18 protein-coding genes are annotated in these 22,491 nt (G+C 68.7%); 10 read left to right on the forward strand and 8 right to left on the reverse strand.

The features are described from left to right. Nucleotides 1–5: 5 nt before the first annotated feature. Nucleotides 6–1,601, reverse strand: coding sequence for an oleate hydratase (locus LCL87_RS20260; RefSeq protein ID WP_237692533.1), 1,596 nt, complete (start codon nt 1,599–1,601; stop codon nt 6–8). 222 nt (nt 1,602–1,823) lie between these two features. Between LCL87_RS20260 and LCL87_RS20265 the strand changes: the two genes are divergently transcribed. Continuing rightward, nucleotides 1,824–2,639, forward strand: coding sequence for a pentapeptide repeat-containing protein (locus LCL87_RS20265; RefSeq protein ID WP_225023180.1), 816 nt, complete (start codon nt 1,824–1,826; stop codon nt 2,637–2,639). Between the two features lie 3 nt (nt 2,640–2,642). On the opposite strand, the gene LCL87_RS20270 is transcribed toward LCL87_RS20265, so the two are convergent. Continuing rightward, nucleotides 2,643–4,079, reverse strand: a complete 1,437-nt coding sequence (locus tag LCL87_RS20270) for a sugar porter family MFS transporter (RefSeq protein WP_225023182.1) — start codon at nt 4,077–4,079, stop codon at nt 2,643–2,645. Between the two features lie 94 nt (nt 4,080–4,173). After that, complete coding sequence (locus LCL87_RS20275; RefSeq protein ID WP_225023184.1) at nt 4,174–5,190, reverse strand: iron-siderophore ABC transporter substrate-binding protein; 1,017 nt, start codon at nt 5,188–5,190, stop codon at nt 4,174–4,176. 179 nt (nt 5,191–5,369) lie between these two features. Between LCL87_RS20275 and LCL87_RS20280 the strand changes: the two genes are divergently transcribed. Beyond that, nucleotides 5,370–6,782, forward strand: coding sequence for a lipase family protein (locus LCL87_RS20280; protein ID WP_225023186.1), 1,413 nt, complete (start codon nt 5,370–5,372; stop codon nt 6,780–6,782). Between the two features lie 213 nt (nt 6,783–6,995). Next, nucleotides 6,996–9,239, forward strand: a complete 2,244-nt coding sequence (locus LCL87_RS20285) for an MMPL family transporter (RefSeq protein ID WP_510850823.1) — start codon at nt 6,996–6,998, stop codon at nt 9,237–9,239. Nucleotides 9,240–9,248: 9 nt separating this feature from the next. On the opposite strand, the gene LCL87_RS20290 is transcribed toward LCL87_RS20285, so the two are convergent. From LCL87_RS20290 to LCL87_RS20300, 3 genes are all read right to left on the reverse strand, one after another. Next, nucleotides 9,249–11,354: a 3-hydroxyacyl-CoA dehydrogenase NAD-binding domain-containing protein gene (locus tag LCL87_RS20290; protein ID WP_225023188.1), complete on the reverse strand. Its 2,106-nt coding sequence runs from the start codon at nt 11,352–11,354 to the stop codon at nt 9,249–9,251. Next, a complete protein-coding gene (locus LCL87_RS20295; protein ID WP_225023190.1) occupies nt 11,355–12,587 on the reverse strand; it encodes a thiolase family protein in 1,233 nt (410 codons plus the stop codon). It lies immediately after the preceding gene. 120 nt (nt 12,588–12,707) lie between these two features. Then, nucleotides 12,708–13,949, reverse strand: coding sequence for a ribonuclease D (locus tag LCL87_RS20300; RefSeq protein ID WP_225023192.1), 1,242 nt, complete (start codon nt 13,947–13,949; stop codon nt 12,708–12,710). A 267-nt stretch (nt 13,950–14,216) separates the two neighbouring features. Between LCL87_RS20300 and LCL87_RS20305 the strand changes: the two genes are divergently transcribed. Beyond that, on the forward strand, nt 14,217–15,068 hold the full coding sequence (locus LCL87_RS20305) for an alpha/beta fold hydrolase (RefSeq protein WP_225023194.1): 852 nt from the start codon (nt 14,217–14,219) through the stop codon (nt 15,066–15,068). Here the strand turns inward: LCL87_RS20305 and LCL87_RS20310 are convergent. After that, nucleotides 15,013–16,440 carry a WS/DGAT/MGAT family O-acyltransferase gene (locus tag LCL87_RS20310; RefSeq protein ID WP_225023196.1) on the reverse strand — a complete coding sequence of 476 codons (1,428 nt, stop codon included), beginning with the start codon at nt 16,438–16,440 and terminating at the stop codon, nt 15,013–15,015. The two genes, LCL87_RS20305 and LCL87_RS20310, sit on opposite strands and share 56 nt — an antisense overlap. A 102-nt stretch (nt 16,441–16,542) precedes the next feature. Here LCL87_RS20310 and LCL87_RS20315 point away from each other — a divergent pair, with 102 nt between their 5' ends. Next, a complete protein-coding gene (locus LCL87_RS20315; protein WP_225023198.1) occupies nt 16,543–17,769 on the forward strand; it encodes an alpha/beta hydrolase in 1,227 nt (408 codons plus the stop codon). Here the strand turns inward: LCL87_RS20315 and LCL87_RS20320 are convergent. Next, a complete protein-coding gene (locus tag LCL87_RS20320) occupies nt 17,766–18,356 on the reverse strand; it encodes a DUF3000 domain-containing protein (RefSeq protein WP_225023206.1) in 591 nt (196 codons plus the stop codon). The two genes, LCL87_RS20315 and LCL87_RS20320, sit on opposite strands and share 4 nt — an antisense overlap. 118 nt (nt 18,357–18,474) lie before the next feature. Between LCL87_RS20320 and hemE the strand changes: the two genes are divergently transcribed. The 5 genes from hemE (at nt 18,475) to LCL87_RS20345 (ending at nt 22,339) form a co-directional block, all read left to right on the forward strand. Continuing rightward, entirely contained in the window at nt 18,475–19,542 is a 1,068-nt protein-coding gene (hemE, locus tag LCL87_RS20325) for a uroporphyrinogen decarboxylase (RefSeq protein ID WP_225023208.1), read from the forward strand. Then, nucleotides 19,539–20,903 carry a protoporphyrinogen oxidase gene (locus LCL87_RS20330; RefSeq protein WP_225023210.1) on the forward strand — a complete coding sequence of 455 codons (1,365 nt, stop codon included), beginning with the start codon at nt 19,539–19,541 and terminating at the stop codon, nt 20,901–20,903. The genes hemE and LCL87_RS20330 overlap by 4 nt, the downstream gene beginning before the upstream one ends. Before the next feature lie 4 nt (nt 20,904–20,907). Continuing rightward, complete coding sequence (gene hemQ / locus LCL87_RS20335) at nt 20,908–21,603, forward strand: hydrogen peroxide-dependent heme synthase (RefSeq protein ID WP_225023212.1); 696 nt, start codon at nt 20,908–20,910, stop codon at nt 21,601–21,603. Between the two features lie 57 nt (nt 21,604–21,660). Next, the gene (locus LCL87_RS20340; RefSeq protein WP_225023213.1) at nt 21,661–21,822 is read left to right on the forward strand and encodes a hypothetical protein; all 162 of its coding nucleotides are present in this window, start codon (nt 21,661–21,663) and stop codon (nt 21,820–21,822) included. 139 nt (nt 21,823–21,961) lie between these two features. Further along, nucleotides 21,962–22,339 carry a hypothetical protein gene (locus tag LCL87_RS20345; protein ID WP_225023215.1) on the forward strand — a complete coding sequence of 126 codons (378 nt, stop codon included), beginning with the start codon at nt 21,962–21,964 and terminating at the stop codon, nt 22,337–22,339. Nucleotides 22,340–22,491 lie beyond the last annotated feature (152 nt).

Consider the following 22,491-nt stretch of genomic DNA (forward strand, 5'->3'; position numbering starts at 1 on the left):
CGGGCCTATCGGAAGGCAGCCTCGAGTGCCTTGACCCCGACCTTGGGGTCGAGCAGTCCGTGGTAGATCGGCGGAATGGGCTTGTCGACGGCGAACAGCGTGTAGACGGCGTGCATTGCGCCGTGGACCGAGTACTCGACGGTGAACACGACGTCCTCGGGCAGTGAGGTGAACTGTCCGAGGAACGCGAAGTTCTGCGCCCCGTCTGGGATCACCTTCGGGCGGTCCTCCGGGACACGGCGGCTGAACAGCGCGGACGCGTACGGCATCATCACCGTCGTCACGTCGGTGGTGGCGAGCACCTCGTCGAGCATGTCCTCGAAGCCGAACTGGTGGATCAGTTCGGTGAGGATCTCCTTCCCGGTGGCCTGCGACATCTTCTTCTTGATGTAGTCGCCCTCGTTGTCGATGTCGAAGCCGTATCCCCACAGCGTGGTGACGTCCTCGGGTTGCTGCGGGAAATGCGGCTGGTAGGCGATCACCGTCGACAGGTGCCAGCCCGACTCGAACCACGTGGACAGGGCACCGGTTCCGGGTTCGTTGCCGGTGTACTCGGTGATGCGGCGGAGCAGTTTGTCGCCGCGCATCGTGAGGGTGAACGACTCCCACTTGTTCTCGTCGATGTTCCCGTAGAAGGTGTTGGGCCGGCCGAAGTCGGACGCCTTCTTCGCGACCTCCTCCCACAGCGACCAACTGCGATCGACGCGGTCGCGGATCAGTGCGGGCACGTCGTCGTTGCCCCCGTAGGTGGTGTCCGCCGTGATCGACCCGAGCGTGGCGAACATGAAGTCGTTCTCGCCCAGTTCGATCGTCGAGGTTCCGTCGGCGTCCTCGATGTGCAGTCGGGTCGCCCGGCGGGGCTGTCCTGCCTGTGCGAAGTCGATGTCGACGACCCGGGTCGCGAACCGGACGTCGACACCCCGGGTCCACATCCAGCGCTGCAGTGGAACGACCATCGAGTCGTACTGGTTGTAGACGGTGCGCCGGACGCCGGAGAGCGTGTGGATCCGGGGGAACTCCTGGACGAAACGCAGGAAGTAGCGCCGGAGTTCGGCGGCGGAGTGCCACTTCTGGAACGCGAACGTGGTGCGCCACATCTGCCAGAAGTTGGTGGTGAAGAAGTGCTCACCGAACATCTCGTCGATGCGCCGGGCGCCGAGGGCGCGTTCGGGCAGGCCCAGCAGGCGCATCATCTCGAGTCGATCCCTGTTGTCGAGTCCGAGCTGCGACGCGTCGATGATGTTGTGCCGCGAATCGATCAGGCGCGCTTTGTCGTTCGTCTTGACCCTCTCGTTGAAGTCGAGGATCTCCTGCCGGACGCTGATGTCGGGATTCTCGAGCGAGGGGATCGACTCGAACAGATTCCACGTGCACTGGTACGCCTCCTCCTCGAGCATGCGTCCCCCTCGGGTGACCCAGCCGTCGGTGACGGCGGGGGAGCGGGCACCGTCGAGGGAGCCGCCTTCGATGTCGAGTTGTTCGAGGATGTGCACGTTCTCGCCCGGTACCCCGGCATCTCGGACTGCGAAGGCGGCGGCGGCCATTCCGGCAATGCCGCCGCCGACGATCCAGATGTGGGCCTGTTTCGGGTCGACGCTCATGGGTTCCTCCCGCCGCGGCACGCCCGGTGGCATTCGTCCCGACGGCGTCCGGTGCCGCTCGGTGCAACGTCGCGGGATCCACGACCAGTGTCGGCCGGGCCGTTCGGGCCCGTCAACCGGTGGTCGTGGTGGCCGGGTCGAGTATCGCTGTCCGGCAAATGATTTGCACGCATGGTCCGGATCGTGCGGAAATGGTGATTCCCGATCCGTCAGGAGGTCCCGGTGCCGGAGCCGATCGCGTCACCCGAGTTGGTCTCGGACTGCTCGAGCTGTTTCGGGCTGTGCTGTGTAGCGCTGCCCTTCGCGGCGTCGAGTGACTTCGCCGTGGACAAGCCCGGGGGCGTGCCCTGCCGCAATCTGCTCGCCGACTCCCGGTGCGGCATCCACCCGCAGCTGCGGGACAAGGGATTCGCCGGATGCACCGTGTACGACTGCTTCGGTGCCGGCCAGCAGGTGTCGCAGGTGACGTTCGGCGGCACAAGCTGGCGGGAGTCCCCGGGCATTGCGCGTGAGATGTTCGACGTGTTCCCGGTGATGCGGCAGTTGCACGAGCTGCTGTGGTACCTGGAGGAATCGCTGCGGCTGCGTGTCGCCGAGAAGCTCCGTCCCGAGCTGGCGACGCTTCGCGACGCGACACGGCGGCTCACCGGGCAGCCGGCCTCCGGGCTCGCGGGTCTCGACGTGGGTAAGCAGCGCGACGCGGTGAACGCGGTGCTGTTGCAGGTGAGCGAGTTGGTCCGCGCGCAGGCCCCGGGCCGCCGCCGCAATCATCGCGGCGCGGATCTGATGGGGGCGAAGCTGGCGGGCAAGGACCTGCGCGGGGCGAATCTGCGGGGCGCATGGCTGATCGGCGCGAACCTGCGTGGGGCGGACCTACGGTGGGCCGATCTGATCGGTGCCGATCTGCGCGGCGCGGACGTGCGCGGCGCAAACCTCGCGGACACCTTGTTCCTCAGCCAGTTCCAGATCAATGCGGCGCGCGGCGACGCCCGCACGATGCTCCCGGAATCGCTGTCCAGGCCGTCGCACTGGACGTAGCGGTCAGCCGGCCTGTTCGAGGGTGCGCCCGCGGGTCTCGGTGACGAACCTGCTGACGACGAAGATCGAGACCACCGCCATCACGGCGTAGCCCCCGTACGTGAGCGACAGGTTCCAGTCGGCCAGTGACGGGAAGGTCGCGGACACCAGGAAATTGGCGACCCAGTTGGAGGCGGTGGCGATCCCGACGGCCGCGGCGCGGACCCGGTTCGGGAACAACTCGCTGATGAGCACCCACACCACGGGGCCCCAGGACAGGGCGAAGAAGAACACGAAGGCGTTGGCGGCGATCAGGGCGACCGTTCCCGCCGCCCCTTCCAGCGTCGCGACGGATTCGCCGATCTCGTTCGTGGTGACCGTTGCCGAATGGAAACAGACGGCGGCGGTCCCGAGCGAGACGGCCATGCCCACCGATCCGACCAGCAGTAGGGGCTTGCGGCCGATGCGATCGATCACCGCGATGGCGACGAACGTGCCGACGATGTTGACCAGCGCGCTGACGACACTGATCAGCAGCGAGCGGTCCTCGCCGAAGCCGACGGCCTGCCACAGCGTGCTGGAGTAGTAGAAGATCACGTTGATCCCGACGAACTGCTGGAGCGCGGCGAGCGCGATACCCACCCAGACCAGTGCGGACACCCCGGTGCTCTTGGCGAACAGGGCGCGCACACCCACCCGGGACCGCTCGGCTCCCAGGGACGTCCGGATCTCCTCGATCCGGTGGCCGACGGCCTCGTCGTCGCCGCCCTCGAGCTCGCTGATGATCTTGCGGGCGGCATCCTCCCGGCCGCAGCGCACCAGGTGCCGGGGCGACTCCGGGATCGTGAACGTCATGACGAGATAGAGCAGGGCGGGTACCGACTCGATGGCGAGCATCCACTGCCACGCCTCGACGCCGAACAGCTCACCCCGTCCGCCGCCGGCGGCGTCGGAGATCGCGTAGTTCACGAGTTGCGAGACGGCGATGCCGAGGACGATCGCGAGCTGATACATCGAGCCGAGCCGGCCACGGATCGCGGCCGGCGCGATCTCGGCGATGTAGGCGGGGGCGATCACCGACGCGAAACCGACCGCGATGCCGCCGAGGATCCGCCAGAGCGTCAGGTCGACGATTCCGAACGGGAACGCCGAACCGAAGGCGCCGACGACGAACAACACGGCCGCGATCTGCATGACCCGGATGCGGCCGAGTCGGTCGGCGATGCTGCCGGCCACCCACGCGCCCAGAGCCGCACCGAGGAGCGTCAGCGACACCGACAGCCCGGTCGCCCCAGCGCCGATGTCGTAGCGGTCGCGGATCGCGTTCACGGCCCCGTTGATGACCGCGGTGTCGTAGCCGAACAGGAAGCCGCCGAGTGCGGCCGCCGCCGAGAACAGCACGGCCAGCCCGACGGCCGCGTGAGCGGCCGGGGGCTGGCCGGTGGTGTCGAGATTCGACATGGCTCGCCTCCCGCCGAAGAGAATCCTTCAGGCGGGACGCTACGCCGAATGTACTTGTCGCGGGGATTATCCGGACTGGTGTGCGACCCGGTGGTCAGCCGACCTTCGCGGCCGCCGCCGACAGCTGCGGGGTGATCTGGTCGATCACCCACGGGGTGGCCAGGACACCGGTGCGGCTCAGCCCGGCGACCACCTGGGTGTCGGACAGCGGCACGGCGCTGCCGCGCTGGACGGCGGCCAGCGAGTTGTAGCCGGGGTTCTTCGCGGCCTCGGCCTCATCCGAGACGAACGCGATCACGACGTCGGCGTCCACCTCGTTGATGCGTTCCGCGGAGATGCTCGCGAAGAAGCTGTCGGGGTCGCTCTCGGCGGCGATCTTCTCGACGCCGGGCGAGTTCACGAAGCCGAGTTCGGTGAGGACCTGCACGCGCGGGTCGGTCGGCTTGTAGACGTTGATCTGACCGTTGGTGGTGTCGAGGTTGATCACCGAGAGCGTCTTGCCGGCGAACTCGGGGTGTGCGGCCGCGGTGTCGGCGAGCATCTTGTCCATGCCGTCGATCAGCGCTGCGGCCTCGTCGGGCTTGCCCATCGCCTGTCCGACGATGGTGGTCTGGTCCTGCCACGTCGTCTGCCACGCCTTGCCGGGGTAGGCGACGGTGGGCGCGAGCGTGGACAACTGGCCGTAGGTGGCCTGGTCGAAGCCCTCGTACGGCGCGAGGATCGCGTCGGGGCCGAGCGTGGCGATCGCCTCGATCGGCGTCGACGTCGCGGTGTCGAGGAGCGTGGTCTTGCTCGCGTCGAACTTGTCGGACAGCCACGGCATGACGCCGTTCTCGTCTGCGCCGTAGCTGTTCTTCGGCATGCCGACGGGGGTGCCGCCGAGCGCGTACACGATGTCCTCGGCGTTCCAGCCGAGGGTGACGATGCGCTCGGGCGCCGCGTCGATCGTGGTGGAGCCGAACGTGTTCGCGATCGTGACGGGGAAGGCGCCGTCGGACGCCGCTCCGGCCGAGGTCGAATCGTCGCCGGACGAACAGCCGGCGACGAGTGCGGTGGCGCCGAGCGCGGCGATGGTCGCGGCGATCCGACGCCGCTTGGTGAACGCGAACACCTGGGACTCCTTCGTTGGGGTGAAGGGAAGCCTAACCTACCGGCTTGGCGGCGGAGGGAGGGGTCGTCCAGGGTGACGATTCGCGGGATTCACGACAATACAAACCGGTCGCTGAGTACTGTCACCGGTGATCGAGCGTGTGTCGGGGGTCCTTTTCGCGATGAGCCCTGGGGAGCGACATGGAAGCTGGATGGGGGAGAAGCCGGTTTGCGCGCGTGTGCGTGGCGTGCGCGGTGGGGGTGTCGGCGGCGATCGCGGCTCCCGGAGTCGTGTACGCCGAATCGGTTGACGGCTCGGCGAGTTCGGTGGGTTCGGTGGGTTCGGTGACGCCGAACGATCCGTCGCCGGTGCGGACGCCGCAACTCGGGGAGGTGTTCAACGGGTTCGTGGTCGGAGCGCTCGACGCCGGATCGCCCGCATCGCGCGTCGACGCGTTCAGGGCGCTGACGGCGCGCGACCCGTTCTACGACGAACCCCCACTGACCGGGGCGGAGAGTCCGGGCACCGTGCTGAAGGTCAAGCCGGTCGACGTCATGTTCCTGGGCTACCAGCCGGGCAGGATCGACGCCTACAAGTTGATGTACGTCACCACCGGCCTCGACGGAACCACCCCCGAGGTCAGCACCGGGATCGTGATGATCCCGGTCGATGGCACACCCGCGCCGGCGAAGAAGGTGGTCAGCTATCAGCAGGCCAACGACAGCGTCGGCGCCTACTGTCACCCGAGCACGCAGTGGACGGGTGGCAACCCGCTCGACGGCTCCGCCTGGTCGGCGCTCGGGCCGTTGGCCCTGATGTTCGGCAAGGGCTACGCGGTGGTCATCTCGGACGTCGGCAACGACGGTGATCCCGATCCGCATGCCGTCTTCGCCGGAAAGTACGCGGGCCACGCGCAACTCGATGCGGTCCGCGCGGCCCTGTCGACCCCGGGCACGGGGCTGAGCGCCGACGCCCCCATCTCGCTGTTCGGTATCGCGGGAGGCGGCGTCGGAGCCGGTTTCGCGGCCGAATCGCAGGCTCGGTACGCCCCCGAGTTGAACGTCCGCTCCACCGTCCTCGAAGGCATGGTGGTCGACCAGCGGAACTTCATGCGCACGGCGGACGGTTCGATCGGGTCCGGTTTCGCCTTCGCGACGTTGCTCGGTCTCGAGCCGAAGTATCCGGAGATGCGGATCGACGAGAAGCTGAACCCGGTCGGCAGGGCGATCGCGGCTGCGTACCGTACGCAGTGTCAGACGCCCGCGTACTTCACGATGCCGTTCGTTCCCCTGGAGGCGCTGTTCGTCGGTGGGCGTAGTCCCGCCGACATTCCGGAGTTCCAGCCCGTCTACGACGACAACCTCCTCGGGACCGCGGCTCCGGCGTCGAAGGTTCTCATCACATCGTGTGCCAAGGACGATTCACCGATGTCGCTCGTCCCGGCGAAGGACTCATGGGAGCTGGCCGACAAGTACCGGGCCGGGGGCACCGATGTGACGTATGCGCCGAGCGACTGCAGCATGGTTCGGATGCTGACGGATCTGTACGGGTGGGGCACCGATCTGTTCGGGATGCAGACCATCGACTGGATCGAACGGAGCTTCGTCGAATGAGCCGCAGACGACCCACGACGGGAAGGAGGTGACCGACATGGTCGACGCCATGCTCACCGGGAGCAGCTACATGTTCTCCCTGGGGCCCGTTGCATTTCTCGAGGCCTTCGGGCGCATCTTCGGTTCCTGACCGGGCGCGCCTCGAAGGGAGTTCGGGCGCAACCGGTTCCGTCTACTGTCTGCCCTGCTCGTCGGGCGTCGAGGAGTTGATACGTGTTCGCTCGTTGGGGGGATCTGGTCTATCGGGCCAGATTCACGGTTCTTGCGGTGATGGTGGCCGGGCTGTTGGCGTTGGGCGCCTACGGTTCCGGCCTCGGTGCACACCTCAGCCAGAGCGGTCTGGACGATCCCGGTTCCGAGTCCGTCGCTGCCGCGAGACTCGCGGACGGCATGTTCGGCCGGGACGCCACAGGGGACGTCGTGGCGATGTACACCGCCCCCGAGGGCAAGACGGTGGACGATCCGATATTCAGTGCGCAGGTCTCCGACAGTCTGCAGCGACTTCTGCAGGACCATCCGGATCAGGTCGCGAAGGTGAACGGCAGCTACTTCCAGCTGCCGAACACCCCGCGGTTGCCGGCGATGGCCACGGCGGACCGCTCGCACGCGATCGCGAGCATCGCGTTGAAGGGCGACGACGACACCGCGATCACGAACAACTTCCGTGAGATCCGGGACGCGTTCGCGATCGACGGCGTCGAGGTTCAGCTCGCCGGCATGCAGCCGGTGGCGAGCGCGATCAACGACACCATCGCCAACGACATCCACCGCATGGAGATCCTCGCGATCCCCGCGGTCGCGGTGCTGCTGTTCTTCGTGTTCGGCGGCGCGGTCGCGGCTTCGTTGCCTTTGATCGTCGGTGGCCTGACGATCCTCGGGGCCAACGGCATCGTGCGGGTGATCACGCACTTCACCGACGTCAATGCGTTCGTGGTGTCGGTGGTGTCGCTGATCGGCCTGGGGCTTGCGATCGACTACGGCCTGTTCATCGTCAGCAGGTTCCGCGAGGAGCTCGGCGACGGTCGCACCACGCGCGATGCCGTGCGGCGCAGTGTCATGACCGCGGGCCGGACGGTGTTGTTCTCCTCGACGATGATCATCGCGAGTCTCGGTGGCCTGCTGTTGTTCCCGCAGGGATTCCTGCAGTCGATGGCCTACGGTGCGATCGCGACGGTGTTGTTGGCGGCGTTCACGTCCGTGACGGTGCTGCCGGCGATCCTGAGCATGCTCGGCCGTCGGATCGACAAGTTCGGTCTCGAACGGTTCGGTCAGATCAGGTCGACCGAGGAGATCGAGTCGAGCATCTGGGGCCGGCTCACCCGCTGGGTGATGCGCAATCCGCTCAAGGTGACGATCCCGATCGTCGTCGGGTTGCTGCTGCTCATGATGCCGATGACGGGCATCAAGTTCGGCGGTATCAACGAGGAGTACCTGCCGCCGGACAACCCGACCCGTGTCGCACAGGAGCAGTTCGACGAATTGTTCCCGGGCAGCCGCACCGAGCCGGTGAAGTTGGTGATCCAGGGTGCCGAGGGCGCCGAGGTGGGACAGATCATGAAGTCCGCGAGCGCGGCGCCGGGCCTGGTCGAGAAGTTCGCGATCACCGGCCCCGCGAAGGACGGCGTCCAGGTTCTCAAGGCCGGCCTGGTGGACCGCAACGATGCCGCCCCGACGATCGACTACCTCCGTGCCATCGATGTTCCGGACGGCGTGCAGGTGCTCGTCGGCGGCACCCCGGCGATCGAGCAGGACAGCATCAGCGCGCTCCTGGACAACCTGCCGCTGATGATTGTCACGGTCCTGACCATCACGACGCTGCTGATGTTCCTGGCGTTCGGTTCGATCGTGCTGCCCGTCAAAGCCGTGCTGATGAGCGCGCTCGGTCTCGGCGCGACGCTCGGCATCCTCACCTGGATCTTCGTGGACGGGCACGGTGCGGGCGTGCTGGGTTTCACGCCCGGGCCGATCACGTCGCCGATGCTGGTGCTGATCGTCGCGATCGTCTACGGCCTGTCGATCGACTACGAGGTGTTCCTGCTCTCCCGCATGGTCGAGGCGAGATCGCAGGGCGCCTCCACCACCGAGGCGATCCGGATCGGGACCGCGCACACCGGCCGGATCATCACCGCGGCCGCGCTGATCCTCATCGTCGTCACCGGCGCGTTCGGATTCTCCGAGCTGGTGATGATGAAGTACATCGCCTACGGCATGATCGCCGCGCTGATCATCGACGCGACGCTGATCCGCATGTTCCTGGTGCCGGCCGTGATGAAACTTCTCGGCGACGACTGCTGGTGGGCCCCGGCCTGGATGAAGCGCATCCAGCAGAAGATCGGGCTGGGCGAGCCGATCCTGGACGACGAACTGACCGGGGAGGGCGTACCCGAGCTCGTGGTACCGGTCGACCCATCCGAAGAGGAGCGCGTCCCCGCTGAGGGGGACGCGCTCCTGTCGTGATCGGTCGGGTCAGACGCTCGCGACACCCTTGGCCAGGAACGTCTTGCCGTTCACGGCCTCCGACGTGCCGGTGCGGTCCAGGTACGGCGTGATGCCGCCGTTCCAGAAACCGAAGCCGCCACCGAGGATCAGGCACAGATCGATGTCCTCGGGTCCGGCGACGACGCCCTCCTCGAGCATGATCCGGATCTCCTCGGCGAACGCGCGGCGGGTGCGCTCGAGCACCTGCTCGGACGTCGACGGGTTGTCGCCCTGCTGCCACAGCGCGGCGACCTCGGGGTCGACGACCTGGCCCTTGTCGGTCCAGGACCACACGCCGGGCTTGCGGGCCTCGACGATCGCCTCGAGTCCGGGGGACGGCTTGAACCGCTCCGGGTAGGCGGCGTTGAGGGTCTCACCGGTGTGCAGCGCGATGGCCGGACCGACGAGCGCGAGCAGCGTGAACGGCGTCATCGGCATGCCGAGTTCGGCGATCGCGTTGTCGGCCACATCGAACGGGGTGCCCTCGTCGACCGCGTTCATGACCTCGCCGAGGGCGCGGATGAGCAGGCGGTTGAACACGAACCCGGGCAGGTCGGCGGAGCCGACGGCCGACTTCTTGAGCGCCTTCGCCGTCGCGAACGCCGTTGCGAGCGTTGCGTCGTCGGTCTGCTCGCCCTTGATGACCTCGAGCAGCGGGAGCACCGCGACCGGGTTGAAGAAGTGGAAGCCCACCACCCGCTCGGGGTGCTTCAGGTCCGCGGCCATCTCGGTGATCGACAGCGACGAGGTGTTGGTCGCCAGGACGGTCTCGGGGGAGATGTGCTCCTCGAGCTCGGCGAACACCTTCTTCTTGACGTCCATGTTCTCGAAGACGGCCTCGATGACGAAGTCGGTCTTCGCGAACGCGGCCTTGTCGAGCGACCCCGTGACCAGCGCCTTGAGACGGTTCGCGCCGTCCGGCGACAGGCGGCCCTTGGCGAGCAGCTTGTCGATCTCGCCGTGCACGTAGCCGACGCCCTTGTCGATGCGCTCCTGATCGATGTCGGTGAGGATCACCGGCACCTTCAGCTGCTTGACGAACAGCATCGCCAGCTGGCTCGCCATCAGTCCGGCGCCGACGATGCCGACACCGGAAATCTTGCGCGCCAACGACTTGTCCGGCGCGCCGGCCGGGCGCTTGGCCCGGCGGTTCACCAGATCGAAGGCGTACAGGCCGGCACGCAGCTCGTCGGTCATGAGCAGGTCGGCGAGCGCGTCGTCCTCGGCCGCGAAACCGGCGTCGAGTGACTTCGCGTCGGTGATGTCGGTGGTGCGGGCCAGCTCGAGCAGCTCGACGGTGCGGACCGCGCCCGGCGCGTTGTTCTTGGTCTTGCCGTCGACGATCGCCTTGGCGCGCGCGATCGCCTCGTCCCAGCCGGCGCCGCGGTCGATCTCCGGACGAGCCGGGGTGATGTCGCCGGCGAGGACCTTCGTGGCCCATGCGAGGGACTGCTCGATGAAGTCGGCGGAGCCGAGCACGACGTCGGCGATGCCGAGGTCGAGCGCCTTCTTCGAGTTGATCACCTTGCCGTTGTTGAGCGGGTTCTCGATCGCGACGGTGACGGCGTTCGACGGCCCGATCAGGTTGGGCAGCAACTGCGTTCCGCCCCAGCCGGGCACCAGGCCGAGCATCGCCTCGGGCAGACCGAGGGCGCCGACGTTGTCGGCGAACGTGCGGTAGTGGCAGTGCAGGCCCACCTCGAGGCCGCCGCCGAGCGCGACGCCGTTCACGAACGCGAACGTCGGAACCTCGGACTCGCGCAGCCGGCGGAACACCTTGTGGCCCAGGCGGCCGAGCTCGATGCCCTGCTCGCGGGTGGTGATCGACGGGACGCCCTTGAGGTCGGCGCCGGCCGCGAAGATGAACGGCTTGCCGGTGACGGCGATCGCGGCCGGGTTGGCCTCGAACGCCTCGTCCAGCGCCTTGTCGAACGCCAGGAGTCCGCGCGGACCGAACGAGTTCGGCTTGGTGTGGTCGAAGCCGTTGTCGAGCGTGATCAGCGCGACCGGGCCGTCGATGCCCGGGACCGAGATCAGCTTCGTGAAGGCGTTCGTCACGACCTCGTCGGCGAATGCGGTTGCGATGTCGGTCATCTACTTGGCTCCCGGCTCTTGGATCGACGCAGCGTAGTCGGCATGGTTGGGGTTCTCCCAGATGACGGTGCCGCCCATGCCGAGGCCGATGCACATCGTGGTCAGGCCGTAGCGGACGCCCGGGTTCTGCGCGAACTGGCGCGACAGCTGCGTCATGAGGCGCACACCGGACGACGCGAGCGGGTGGCCGCACGCGATGGCGCCGCCCCACTGGTTGACCCGCGGGTCGTCGTCGGCGATGCCGAAGTGCTCGAGGAACGCGAGCACCTGCACGGCGAACGCCTCGTTGATCTCGAACAGCCCGATGTCCTCGATCTTCAGACCCGTACGGGCCAGCAGCTTCTCGGTGGCCGGGACGGGGCCGATGCCCATGACCGCGGGATCGACGCCCTGGAAGGCGAAGCCGACCATGCGCATGCCGATCGGCAGGCCCAGCTCGGTGGCGGTGTCCTCGCCGGCGAGGATCGCCGCGGTGGCGCCGTCGTTGAGACCCGCAGCGTTACCGGCGGTGATGCGGCCGGCGGGACGGAACGGGGTCTTGAGCTTGGCGAGGTCCTCGAGCGTGGTGCCCGGGCGCGGCGGCTCGTCCTCGGTGGCCAGGCCCCAACCGGCCTCCGAGCGGGTCGCGACCGGCACGAGGGTGTCGGCGATGTAGCCGGCCTTCTTGGCGGCCTCGTACTTGTTCTGCGACGAGACGGCGTAGGCGTCGGTGCGCTCCTTGGTGATCGACGGGAACCGGTCGTGCAGGTTCTCGGCGGTGTTGCCCATCACCAGCGCGCTCGGGTCGACCAGGCGGTCGGCGAGGAAACGCGGGTTCGGGTCGGCGCCCTGGCCCATCGGGTGCCGGCCCATGTGCTCGACACCGCCGGCGATGACGACGTCGTACTGGCCGAACCCGATGCCGGACGCGGTGGTGGTCACGGCGGTCATCGCGCCGGCACACATGCGGTCGATTGCGAAGCCGGGGACCGTCTCGGGCAGGCCCGCGAGGATCGCGGACGTGCGGCCGATGGTCAGGCCCTGGTCGCCGGTCTGCGTCGTCGCGGCGATCGCGACCTCGTCGACCCGGGCGGGATCGAGCTGAGGGTTGCGGCGCAGCAACTCGCGAATGGCCTTGACGACCAGGTCGTCGGCGCGGGTCTCGGCGTAGATGCCCTTCGGTCCGGCCTTGCCGAACGGCGTGCGGATGCCGTCGACGAAGACGACGTTTCTGGAGTTAGCGGAAGCAGCCACGCTGGATTCCTCCTGGCGGGAACGATGCGGTCACGCGGGTGCGATGACCCGACACGCACCACTGTAGCGCTAATTACCCGCCAGTAACATACGGGGCGACCGACAGCTCGTATCTGCTGGTCAGGCCTCCGTGCGGATGGCGTCGACCAGGATCGGCGTCATCAGATCGCGTTGCCACGGACGTGCCCCGGCCGCGGTGAGCGCAGCGTCGACGGCGGCCTCCGCGTCGGCATCGGACATCGACGGCGTCGCGGGCGGTTCCCAGCACACCCGGCGCACGAGGTCCGGGCTGAGCAGGTTCTCGACCGGCACGTGCACGCGCTCGCTCAGCTCCGTGATCCCCGCCTTCGCCGCGGCCAGGCGCGCTGCCGCTTCGGGATCGCGCTTGGCCCACCGGCTCGGCGGCGGCGGGCCCGTGAACGGCTGGTTGATCGGGGGCAACTCGTCCTGCGGCAGTGCTCGCGCGCGCTCGAGCGCCCCCAGCCAGATCCGCGACGACCGGCGCTGACGCGGACCTCCGAATACCGGGAGCGCACGCAGGGCGTCGATGGTCTTGGGGTCTGCGGTCGCGGCCGCGACGATCGCCGAGTCCGGCAGGATCCGGCTGGGGGAGATGTCGCGCTTGCGGGCGATCTCGTCGCGGGCGGTCCACAGTTCGCGCACCGCGGCGAGCTGGCGCGGACTCTTGAGGCTGTGGATCTGCGAGGTCCGCCGCCAGCGGTCGGGTTTGGGCTGCGGCGGCCCGGCCAGCCGGACGTGCTCGAATTCCTGTGCGGCCCATTCCGTCTTGTCCTGCTCGGCGAGTTCCTTCGCCATCGCGTCGCGCAGTTCGAGGAGGACCTCGACGTCGAGCGCGGCGTAGTTGAGCCAGGCGTCCGGGAGCGGGCGGGTGGACCAGTCGGCGGCGCCGTGGCCCTTGCGGAGCTCGAGTCCGAGCGTGCGTTCCACGATCGCGGCCAACCCGACCCGATCGAAGCCTGCGAGGCGCCCGGCGAGTTCGGTGTCGAAGAGGGCGGCCGGTTCGAGGCCGAGTTCGGCCAGGCACGGCAGGTCCTGGTCGGCGGAGTGCAGCACCCATTCGAGGCCGTTGATCGCTTCGCGGAGTGGTTCGAGGTCGTCCACCGTCGGGATCGGGTCGAGCAGGAACGAACCGGCGCCCTCGCGGCGGAGCTGGACGAGGTAGGCGCGCGACGAATACCGGAAGCCGGAGGCGCGCTCGGCGTCGACGGCCAGCGGGCCGGTCCCGGCCGCGAGTCGTTCGGCGGCGTCGCGGACGCCGGCCGCGGTCTCGATCACCGGTGGCACACCGTCGGCCGGAACCAGCAGGGGCACGGGGGTGGTGGGCTCGGTGCTGTCTGGCATAGGGCAGAACTCTACGTGGGCAGGAACGATTTCCATGTCGGCGGACGCGTGTCCGGCCGGATTTCGGCAAAGAGTTGGACGTGTGACCAAGAACACTCTTCGACGGCGATTGCGCCGGTAGGCGTGGCCCGGGTGGTCGGGGGCTTCGGCCGGAATGCCGGAATGCCGCGCGTCGTCCCGGGGTATGAGGTAGAACAAGTTCCAGTTTTGCCGGTCTCGTTCGTGGGTATCGCCCGCGGGGCGGGAAACGAATCGAGAGGTAGTTCGATGGTCAACCTTGCGGCCGCCGTCGCTCCCGTCGGCGAGGTGCCGGTCGGATCGATGGTCGAGTTACCGGGGCGTGGCAGCACCTATGTGATCGACACGGGCGCCACCGAACGGAACAGTGACAAGCCGACGCTCGTGCTCCTGCACGCGCTCGCGTGCACCGGGACGCTGACGTGGTACCCGGCGATCGCCAAGCTCGCCGAGAAGTCGCGTGTCGTGGTGCTCGACCAGCGCTGGCACGGGCGCGGCATCCGATCGGAGCGGTTCACCCTGGAGGACTGCGCCGACGACGTCGCCGCGCTGGCCGACGTGCTCGGCCTCGACCGCGTCGTCCCGGTCGGGTACTCGATGGGCTCGCTGGTGTCGCAGCTGACGTGGAAGCGGCACCGCGATCGCGTCGCGGGCCTGGTGTTGTGTGCCGGTGCCGCGCATTTCAAGCGGAACTCCCGCGAGCGGGTGGCGCTCGAGTCCCTCAGCTACGGGTTGGGGGCCCTCAAGCCACGCCCCGGCCCGGTACCGGTCGGCGGGCCGCGGTTCGGTGGCGACCGGGTGTGGGCGTACGCCCAGTTCCGGGAGACGAGCTACGGCGCGATCGGCCGGGCGACCGCGGAGATCGGCAAGTTCGATTCGACGGCGTGGGTGGGCGACATCGACGTCCCGACCGCGGTCGTGGTGCCCACCAAGGACCTGATCATCCCGCCGCGGCGCCAGCGCTGGCTCGCCCGCCAGATCGCCGGCGCCGCAACGTACGAGGTGGACTGCGGTCATTCGTCCTGCGTCATGAACGCGGGTCCGTTCACCGAGGGACTGCTGGCTGCTTCTTCTTCGGTGCTTGCGCGCGTGCAGCGCTGACCAGCTCGGCGAGGGCCTCGGGGAAGGCGTCCGCGAGGTCCCACAGCCGGGGCGCGAGCTCCTTGCACGAGACGAGGCCCACGTCGAGCCGGCCCTCGAGTGACATCACCGTGACGTTCAGTCCGGCGCCGTGGAAGACCGGTCCGAGCGGGTACATCTGCTTGATGCGTGCACCCAGGAAGTAGAGGGGCATCGGCGGCCCGGGGACGTTCGAGACGACCAGGTTGTGCACCACCGGGTGCCGCTCGGCCAGCTTCAGCTTGGAGTACACGCGCATCGCGCTGCCGAACGTGGCCGGCGCGGCGAACTGCGCCCAGTCCTGCAGCAGCGTCGCGCCCAACGACTCCGCGTGATGGTTCTTGTTGATCGCGTTGTGCTCGGCGATGAAGTGCAACCGCTCGACCGGATCGGCGATCTCCGTGCCGAGCTGGGTGAACATGACCGAGATCTGGTTGGTGCCGGGCCGATCCGACTTGTCGTGCACCGAGACCGGCACCGTCGCGACCAGCGAGCTGTCGGGGAGCTCGTTGCGATCCTCGAGGTACTTGCGGAGCGCGCCCGCGCACAGGGTCAGCACGACGTCGTTCACCTTCACGCCGAACGTGTTCTTCACGAGCTTGACGTCGTCGAGGCTCAGTTCCTTGTAGGCGAGCGTCCGGCGTCCGGTGATCGCGCCGTTGAAGGAGGTCCGCGGCGCCGTGAACGGCGTCGGCATCGCCTCGCCCTTGCGGGCCCGGCCGATCCAGCGGGGGAGCAGCGTGGCGCTCTCCGGGAGCAGCTTGACCAACTTGAGGGGGCGGGACGCGAACGACATCAGACCGCCGACTGCGATGTCGAGCGTGCTCGCGCGGCCGGCGCCCTCGGGGATCTGATCGAAGTCGGGGCGAGGAGCGTCGGGTTCGAGCCCGCACAGCTGCGACATGAGGTTGGAGCCGGTGACGCCGTCGACGTTGGCGTGATGCATCTTCGACATGACGGCGACGGAGCCGTCCTCGAGGCCCTCGATGACGAACATCTCCCACAGCGGCCGAGAGCGGTCCATCGGCTGGCTGGCGATCGAGCTGCACAGCTCGGACAGCTCGTCGCGGCCGCCGGGTGCCGGCACGGCGATCCGGTGGAAGTGCCGGTCGATGTCGAAGTCCGTGTCGTCGACCCACACCGGGTGATCCAGATTGAAACGGCTGTCCGCGAGGCGCCGCTTGAAACTCGGCATGGCTTTTACGCGAATCGCGAGTTCGTCACGCAGTTTCGCGAAAGAATAGCCACCCGGGACGGTCGACCCGTCCAGGATGATCAGGCCGCACACGTGGAGCATCTGCGTCGGGGTTTCAAGGTAGAGGAAGCTGGCATCCATTCCACTGAGTCTCTCCATGCAGCTAACGGTAGAACCTGTTCCAATTCACCGTGTGCGTTGTGACAAAGGTCATGGTTGAATAGGTTTATGAGGATCAGTAACAGGTTCTTGTTACGGCAGGTGGCAACCGCCGGACTGACCGCCAATGCGCTTCGTCCGGTTCCCGGTATGCCGCTGTCGGTGCCCACATTCCTGGCCGGCTGGCTCACTGCCGAGCTTGCTCCGCAGTTGCTCGCGGCAACCGCGGCCGACGCCGCCCTCCACGTCGCCCGCCGAGGCGTGCGCACCAAGGGCGACGTCGCAGGCCTCGCGGTCGCCGGCATGTCGGCCGCGGGCCTTGCGGCGGTGATCGCGGCCGGCCGCGGCGCCCGCCTCGAGGTCGAATCGGCGCTCACGTCGGCGCTCGGGCCCGACTACCGGTCCGTCGCCGGTGAGCCGACTCCGGCCGTCGGGATGCCGTGGCGGCAGCTCGCCCTGCCGTTCCGGATGCGCCGCGACGATGTGGTCCGCGTACGCAACCTCGCCTACGCGCCGGGCGGCCGCCGGTTCCGGATCGACATCTATCACCGCAACGACGTCCCGTCGGACGCGCCGGTCCTCCTGCAGGTCCACGGCGGCGGCTGGGTGATCGGGAGCAAGGACCACCAGGGGATCCCGCTCATGCTCGAGATGGCCTCGCGCGGGTGGGTGTGCGCGGCGATCAACTACCCGCTCTCCCCGCGGGCGGTGTGGCCGGCGCACCTGATCGCGGTCAAGCAGTCGGTGGCGTGGTTGCGGGACAACGTCGCCCGCTACGGCGGCGATCCCGGATTCGTCGCGGTCACCGGCGGCTCCGCGGGCGGGCACCTGGCAGCGATGGTGGCGCTGACCGCGAACGATCCGGGCCTGCAACCGGGCTTCGAGGATGCCGACACGTCGATCCAGGCGTGCGCGCCGCACTACGGCGTCTACGACTTCACCGGTGAGACCGGAATCAAGGCGACGCGCCAGCGCGTCGAGTCCGGTCTCATGCCGATGGTGCTCGGCAAGAAGGCGCGCTTCCCCGAGGACTACGAGGCCGCGTCACCGCTGAACCACCTGCGTCCGGACGCGCCGCCGTTCTTCGTCGTGCACGGCACGAGCGATTCGTTCATCCCGGTCGGCGAGGCGCGGGAGTTCGTACGCCGGCTGCGTGAGGTGTCGGAGAACCCGGTCGCGTACGCGGAACTGCGTGGCGCGCAGCACGCGTTCGACATCTTCCCGTCGATCCGGAGCGCCGCCGTCGTGCAGGGGGTTGCCGACTTCCTGGGCTGGGCTCGGGCATCGCAGCGCGACGAGAGTGGGCGCGCACGCGAGGACGCGGGTTAACGACCCCGCTTGCCGAGCTTGGTGACGCCGGCCGGGGGCAGGCCCGCGGCATAGGCGAGGACGTCGCAGAACGCCTCGACATGGGACGAGAGGGCGGTCGACGTCGCGGTCCAGGACGCGCGCAACTCCAACTGATGCGCGCGCGGGGGGCCGGCGATGTCGCCGTAGCGCACCGAACTGGTGGCGGTGACGGTGCCGCCCAGCGCGACGATCTCGTCGGCCTTCTCGTCGAGCGCGTCGACCAGCCAACTCCAGGCGACCTCGGGAAGCAGAGGGTCGGCGGCGAGCGCGGGTTCGACGTCGGCCTGGATGTAGGCGACCAGGCGCATCGTGCCGTTCCAGGCCTCGTCGCCGTCGGGGTCGTAGAGCAGGATCAGACGTCCGAAGGCGTCGCCCTCCGACTGTTCCGCGACCGGCGCGGTCTCGTCGTGCCGCACCTCGGCGCCGATCGCGTAGCTGAAGGGCGCGAGACGCTGCGGCGGACGGATCGGACCGACCTCGATATCCGGGTGACCCGCGGCCGAGTTCATCGCGTCGACGGCGGCGCGGAACGGTGCGGGTTCGTTGGGTAATCCCGGGGTCGTCACACCAGCGGACGTTAGACGGCTCCCCTGGTGGCGCGGTGGAGGCGCGCCGATTCTGCCCCGGCGCCGCGTCATGGCAGCATGGACCCCGATGAGCGGCTTGGAAGATACGAATGCAGGGATGACCGGGCGCGCCGAGTACCCCGCCAGGCGGGTTCTCGACGACGCACCGTTGTTGGCGGCGGCCACGGGCCGTCCGGTGAAGCATCGACCCGTGTGGTTCATGCGTCAGGCCGGACGCTCGCTGCCCGAGTACCGGGAGATCCGGGCGGGGATCGGGATGCTCGAGTCCTGCTTCGACCCGGAGTTGGTCTGCGAAATCACCATGCAGCCCGTCCGCCGGCACAAGGTGGACGCGGCGATCCTGTTCTCCGACATCGTCGTTCCGCTCAAGGCGGCCGGCATCGACCTCGACATCGTGGCCGGGGTGGGCCCCGTCGTCGCGAACCCGGTGCGCACGGTGGCCGACGTCGCCGCCCTGCCGCGCCTGGTGCCCGACGAGGTCGGCGCGGTCGCGCAGGCCGTCCGGCTGCTCACCGCCGAGCTCGGCGAGACGGCGCTGATCGGTTTCGCCGGCGCACCCTTCACGCTCGCGTCGTACCTCGTCGAGGGCGGTCCGAGTCGCAATCACGAGCGCACCAAGGCGCTCATGCACGCCGACCCCAAGACGTGGCACGCGCTGCTCGGCCGCATCACCGACATCACGATCGCGTTCCTGCAGGCCCAGTTGCACGCGGGTGTCGACGCGGTCCAGCTGTTCGACTCGTGGGCGGGCGCGCTGTCGCTGGCCGAGTACCGCGAGTTCGTGATGCCGCACTCCGAGCGCGTGTTCGCCGAGGTCGAGTCCGCGCACGTGCCGCGCATCCACTTCGGTGTCGGTACCGGTGAGCTGCTCGGTGCGATGGGTGAGGCCGGTGCCGACGTCGTCGGTGTCGACTGGCGCATCCCGCTCGACGTCGCCGCGCGGCGTGTCGGCCCGGGCAAGGCGCTCCAGGGCAACCTGGACCCGGCCGTCCTGTTCGCCGGCTGGGATGCGACCGAGAAGGAGGTCCGGCGCATCTGTCGCGAGGCGGACGCCGCCGTCGCCGCCGGCGCCACCGGACACATCTTCAACCTCGGACACGGGGTCCTCCCGGACACCGATCCGGCCATCCTGACCGACGTCGTGGAGCTGGTGCATTCGCTGTGACCGGTGGGCGCGTCTCGGTAGCGGTCGTCGGTGGCGGCGTCACCGGGCTCGTCGCCGCATTTCGGTTGCGTCAGCTGTTGGGCGCCGACGCCGAGATCACCGTCGTGGAGGCGGGATCGCGGCTCGGCGGCAAGCTGCGGACGGTCTCCCTCGGTGACGGACCCGTCGACGTCGGCGCCGAGGCGTTCATCGCCCGGCGGCCCGAGGTCGCCGAGCTGATCGTCGAACTCGGCATCGAGGACCAGCTGGTCCATCCCGCCGGCCGGAAACCGCTCCTCTGGTCGGGGGGTGCGCTGCACCCGCTGCCCACCCGGACGCTCATGGGTATCCCGTCGACCGCGCAGTCCGTGGCCGGGCTCGTCGACGCGGACACCCTCGCGCGCATCACGGCGGAGCCGACGGTGCCGCTGGACTGGGATCCGTCCGCCGATGTCGACGTCGCGACACTCGTCGGCGACCGGTTCGGCGAGCAGGTGGTGCGCCGGTCCGTCGACCCGCTGCTGGGCGGGGTCTACTCGGGACTGTCCGACTCGATCGGCGTCCGGGCCGCGCTGCCGACGCTCGCGGCCGCGCTCGACGGCGGTGCGACGAGCCTCACCGCAGCCGTCACGGCAGCGCTGCCGACGCCGTCGCCCGGACCGGTGTTCGGAACCCTGCGCGACGGCTACGGCACGCTGCTCGACGCGCTGCGCGCCGCGGGCCGGCCGCGCACGATCCTGGACGCCGCCGCGACCGGTCTGCGCCGGGACGGCGACGGCTGGTGGCTCGACCCGCTCGGGCACGTCGACGGCGTCGTTCTCGCCGCGCCCGCACCCGACATGGTCGGTCTGGTCGCCGACGCGGTCCCCGGCCTGTCCGACGCGGCCGCCGGTATCGAACTCGCGTCGTCCGCGGTCGTCGCGCTCGCGCTGCCGGACGACACCGGCGTTCCGGAGAACTCCGGCATCCTCGTCGCGACGGGGGAGTCGTTGGGCGCCAAGGCCTTCACGCTGTCGAGCCGCAAGTGGCCGCACCTGGCCGAACGGGACGTCACGCTGGTACGCGCGTCCTACGGCCGGTTCGGGGACGCCGCGGTCGTCGACGCTTCCGACGCCGACCTCATCGCCATGGCCCGCGCCGACCTCGAGACGGTGACCGGTGTGTCGACCGTGCCGGTGGAGGCGTTCGTCCAGCGCTGGCACGGTGGGCTGCCGCAGTACGCGCCCGGACACCTGGACCGGGTGGCCGCGATCGAGTCCGCGGTCGCCGACATCGACGGCCTCGAGGTGGCGGGTGCCTATCTGCACGGGGTCGGGGTTCCGGCCTGCGTCGCGTCGGCGACGACGGCCGCGACACGGCTCGCGGCCCGAGTGGCAGGATGAGGCCATGGCACGCCTCGATTTCGACAAGCTCAATTCCACCCTTCGCTACGCGATGTTCTCGGTCTTCCAGGCCCAGCCGGGTGTCCTCGGTGAGGACCGCGCCGCCGCGGTGAAGAACGCGCAGGACTTCTTCGCGTCCTACGAGGACACCGACACCGTCGTCCGCGGCATCTACGACGTCGCGGGTGTCCGCGCCGACGCAGACTTCATGATCTGGACGCACGCGGAGCGCCTCGAGGATCTGCAGAAGCTGTACGCGGACTTCCGCCGCACCACCGACCTGGGGCAGTCCTGCGATCCGGTGTGGTCCAACGTCGCGCTGCATCGTCCCGCCGAGTTCAACAAGAGCCACGTCCCGGCGTTCATCGCCGGCGAGGAGCCGGGCGACTACATCTGCGTGTACCCGTTCGTGCGCTCGTACGAGTGGTACCTCCTGCCCGACGCCGAGCGTCGCAAGATGCTCGCCGATCATGGGATGGCCGGCCGCACCTACCCCGACGTCCGCGCCAACACGGTCCCGGCGTTCGCACTCGGCGACTACGAGTGGATCCTCGCGTTCGAGGCCCCGAAGCTGGACCGCATCGTCGACCTCATGCGCGACCTGCGCGCCACCGAGGCCCGCATGCACGTGCGCGAGGAGACCCCGTTCTTCACCGGTCCGCGCGTGAGCGTCGAGCAGCTGGTCAACTCGCTGCCCTGACCTGATACGAGAACACCCCGCACCGGAAAGGTGCGGGGTGTTCTCGTTTGTACCTCGATGTCGTGGCCGGGCTCGCGGCAGGTTCGATTCCCCACGCTGCGGCCGCGCCTGGGCGTGCACCGTTCGGCGACTGTCTTCACGGGAGCCGGGCTCGTGACCGCGTCGACGGCGGCGCGCGACCAGGCGATGGCCGGAGCGGGCGTCTTCGTCGTGCCGTGAGACCGCGTGGTCCACGACCCGCGACTTCCGTCGAGTTGGCAGCGAGTACAACTCATTTGGGCCCGCACATGGGTATGACCGAAGTATGTTTTTACCAATCGATGGTGTTCGACACCGTCCGCAATTGGAAGGACTCCACATGAAGCCCTCTATCCGACGTGCACTCGTCGCCTCGACCACCGCTGTCGCCGCGGCCGGCATCGCACTTGCCGCTCCGGCTTCCGCATTCGCGGTGCCCGAGATCATCCAGGAGGAGGGGGGCGTCGTGGTGACGTTCGACGATGTGGACGAGCGGACCGAGGACGCGATCGAATACGTCGTCGAGGCCGTCAACACCATCACCCGGCAGGACTCAGGGGTGATTTACACGAACCTCCGTGGCCCGCGCTCGGCCGCGACGTGGACGTATGATCCGCGGCTTTTCAACAATGGTCGGCCACTCCACATGGAGTGCACCGTCGAGGAGGATCAGAACCCGAACAAGGGGTACGACTGCTGGTCGGTTTTGGACGACTGAGCCCCGGCTTTCCGAACGCCCTCCCTCCCCCTGGGCGGGTTGTAGTGGCTCGTCGCGAACGTCGCTCGACCCGACGACACCCCGCACCTCACAGGTGCGGGGTGTTTTCGTGTACCTCGATGCGAGGTGGGTCGGCTGTCGTACTCTGAGCA

Origin of the sequence: Prescottella equi (assembly GCF_020171745.1) — a bacterium.
Taxonomy (GTDB): Bacteria; Actinomycetota; Actinomycetes; order Mycobacteriales; family Mycobacteriaceae; genus Prescottella; species Prescottella equi_A.

Bases quoted from the DNA above. Each gene is read 5' to 3' on its own strand.
- LCL87_RS20260 (WP_237692533.1), bottom strand. From the start codon at position 1,601: ATGAGCGTCGACCCGAAACAGGCCCACATCTGGATCGTCGGCGGCGGC.
- LCL87_RS20270 (WP_225023182.1), bottom strand. From the start codon at position 4,079: ATGTCGAATCTCGACACCACCGGCCAGCCCCCGGCCGCTCACGCGGCC.
- LCL87_RS20280 (WP_225023186.1), top strand. From the start codon at position 5,370: ATGGAAGCTGGATGGGGGAGAAGCCGGTTTGCGCGCGTGTGCGTGGCG.
- LCL87_RS20290 (WP_225023188.1), bottom strand. From the start codon at position 11,354: ATGACCGACATCGCAACCGCATTCGCCGACGAGGTCGTGACGAACGCC.
- LCL87_RS20300 (WP_225023192.1), bottom strand. From the start codon at position 13,949: ATGCCAGACAGCACCGAGCCCACCACCCCCGTGCCCCTGCTGGTTCCG.
- LCL87_RS20305 (WP_225023194.1), top strand. From the start codon at position 14,217: ATGGTCAACCTTGCGGCCGCCGTCGCTCCCGTCGGCGAGGTGCCGGTC.
- LCL87_RS20310 (WP_225023196.1), bottom strand. From the start codon at position 16,440: ATGGAGAGACTCAGTGGAATGGATGCCAGCTTCCTCTACCTTGAAACC.
- hemE (WP_225023208.1), top strand. From the start codon at position 18,475: ATGACCGGGCGCGCCGAGTACCCCGCCAGGCGGGTTCTCGACGACGCA.
- hemQ (WP_225023212.1), top strand. From the start codon at position 20,908: ATGGCACGCCTCGATTTCGACAAGCTCAATTCCACCCTTCGCTACGCG.
- LCL87_RS20340 (WP_225023213.1), top strand. From the start codon at position 21,661: ATGTCGTGGCCGGGCTCGCGGCAGGTTCGATTCCCCACGCTGCGGCCG.
- LCL87_RS20345 (WP_225023215.1), top strand. From the start codon at position 21,962: ATGAAGCCCTCTATCCGACGTGCACTCGTCGCCTCGACCACCGCTGTC.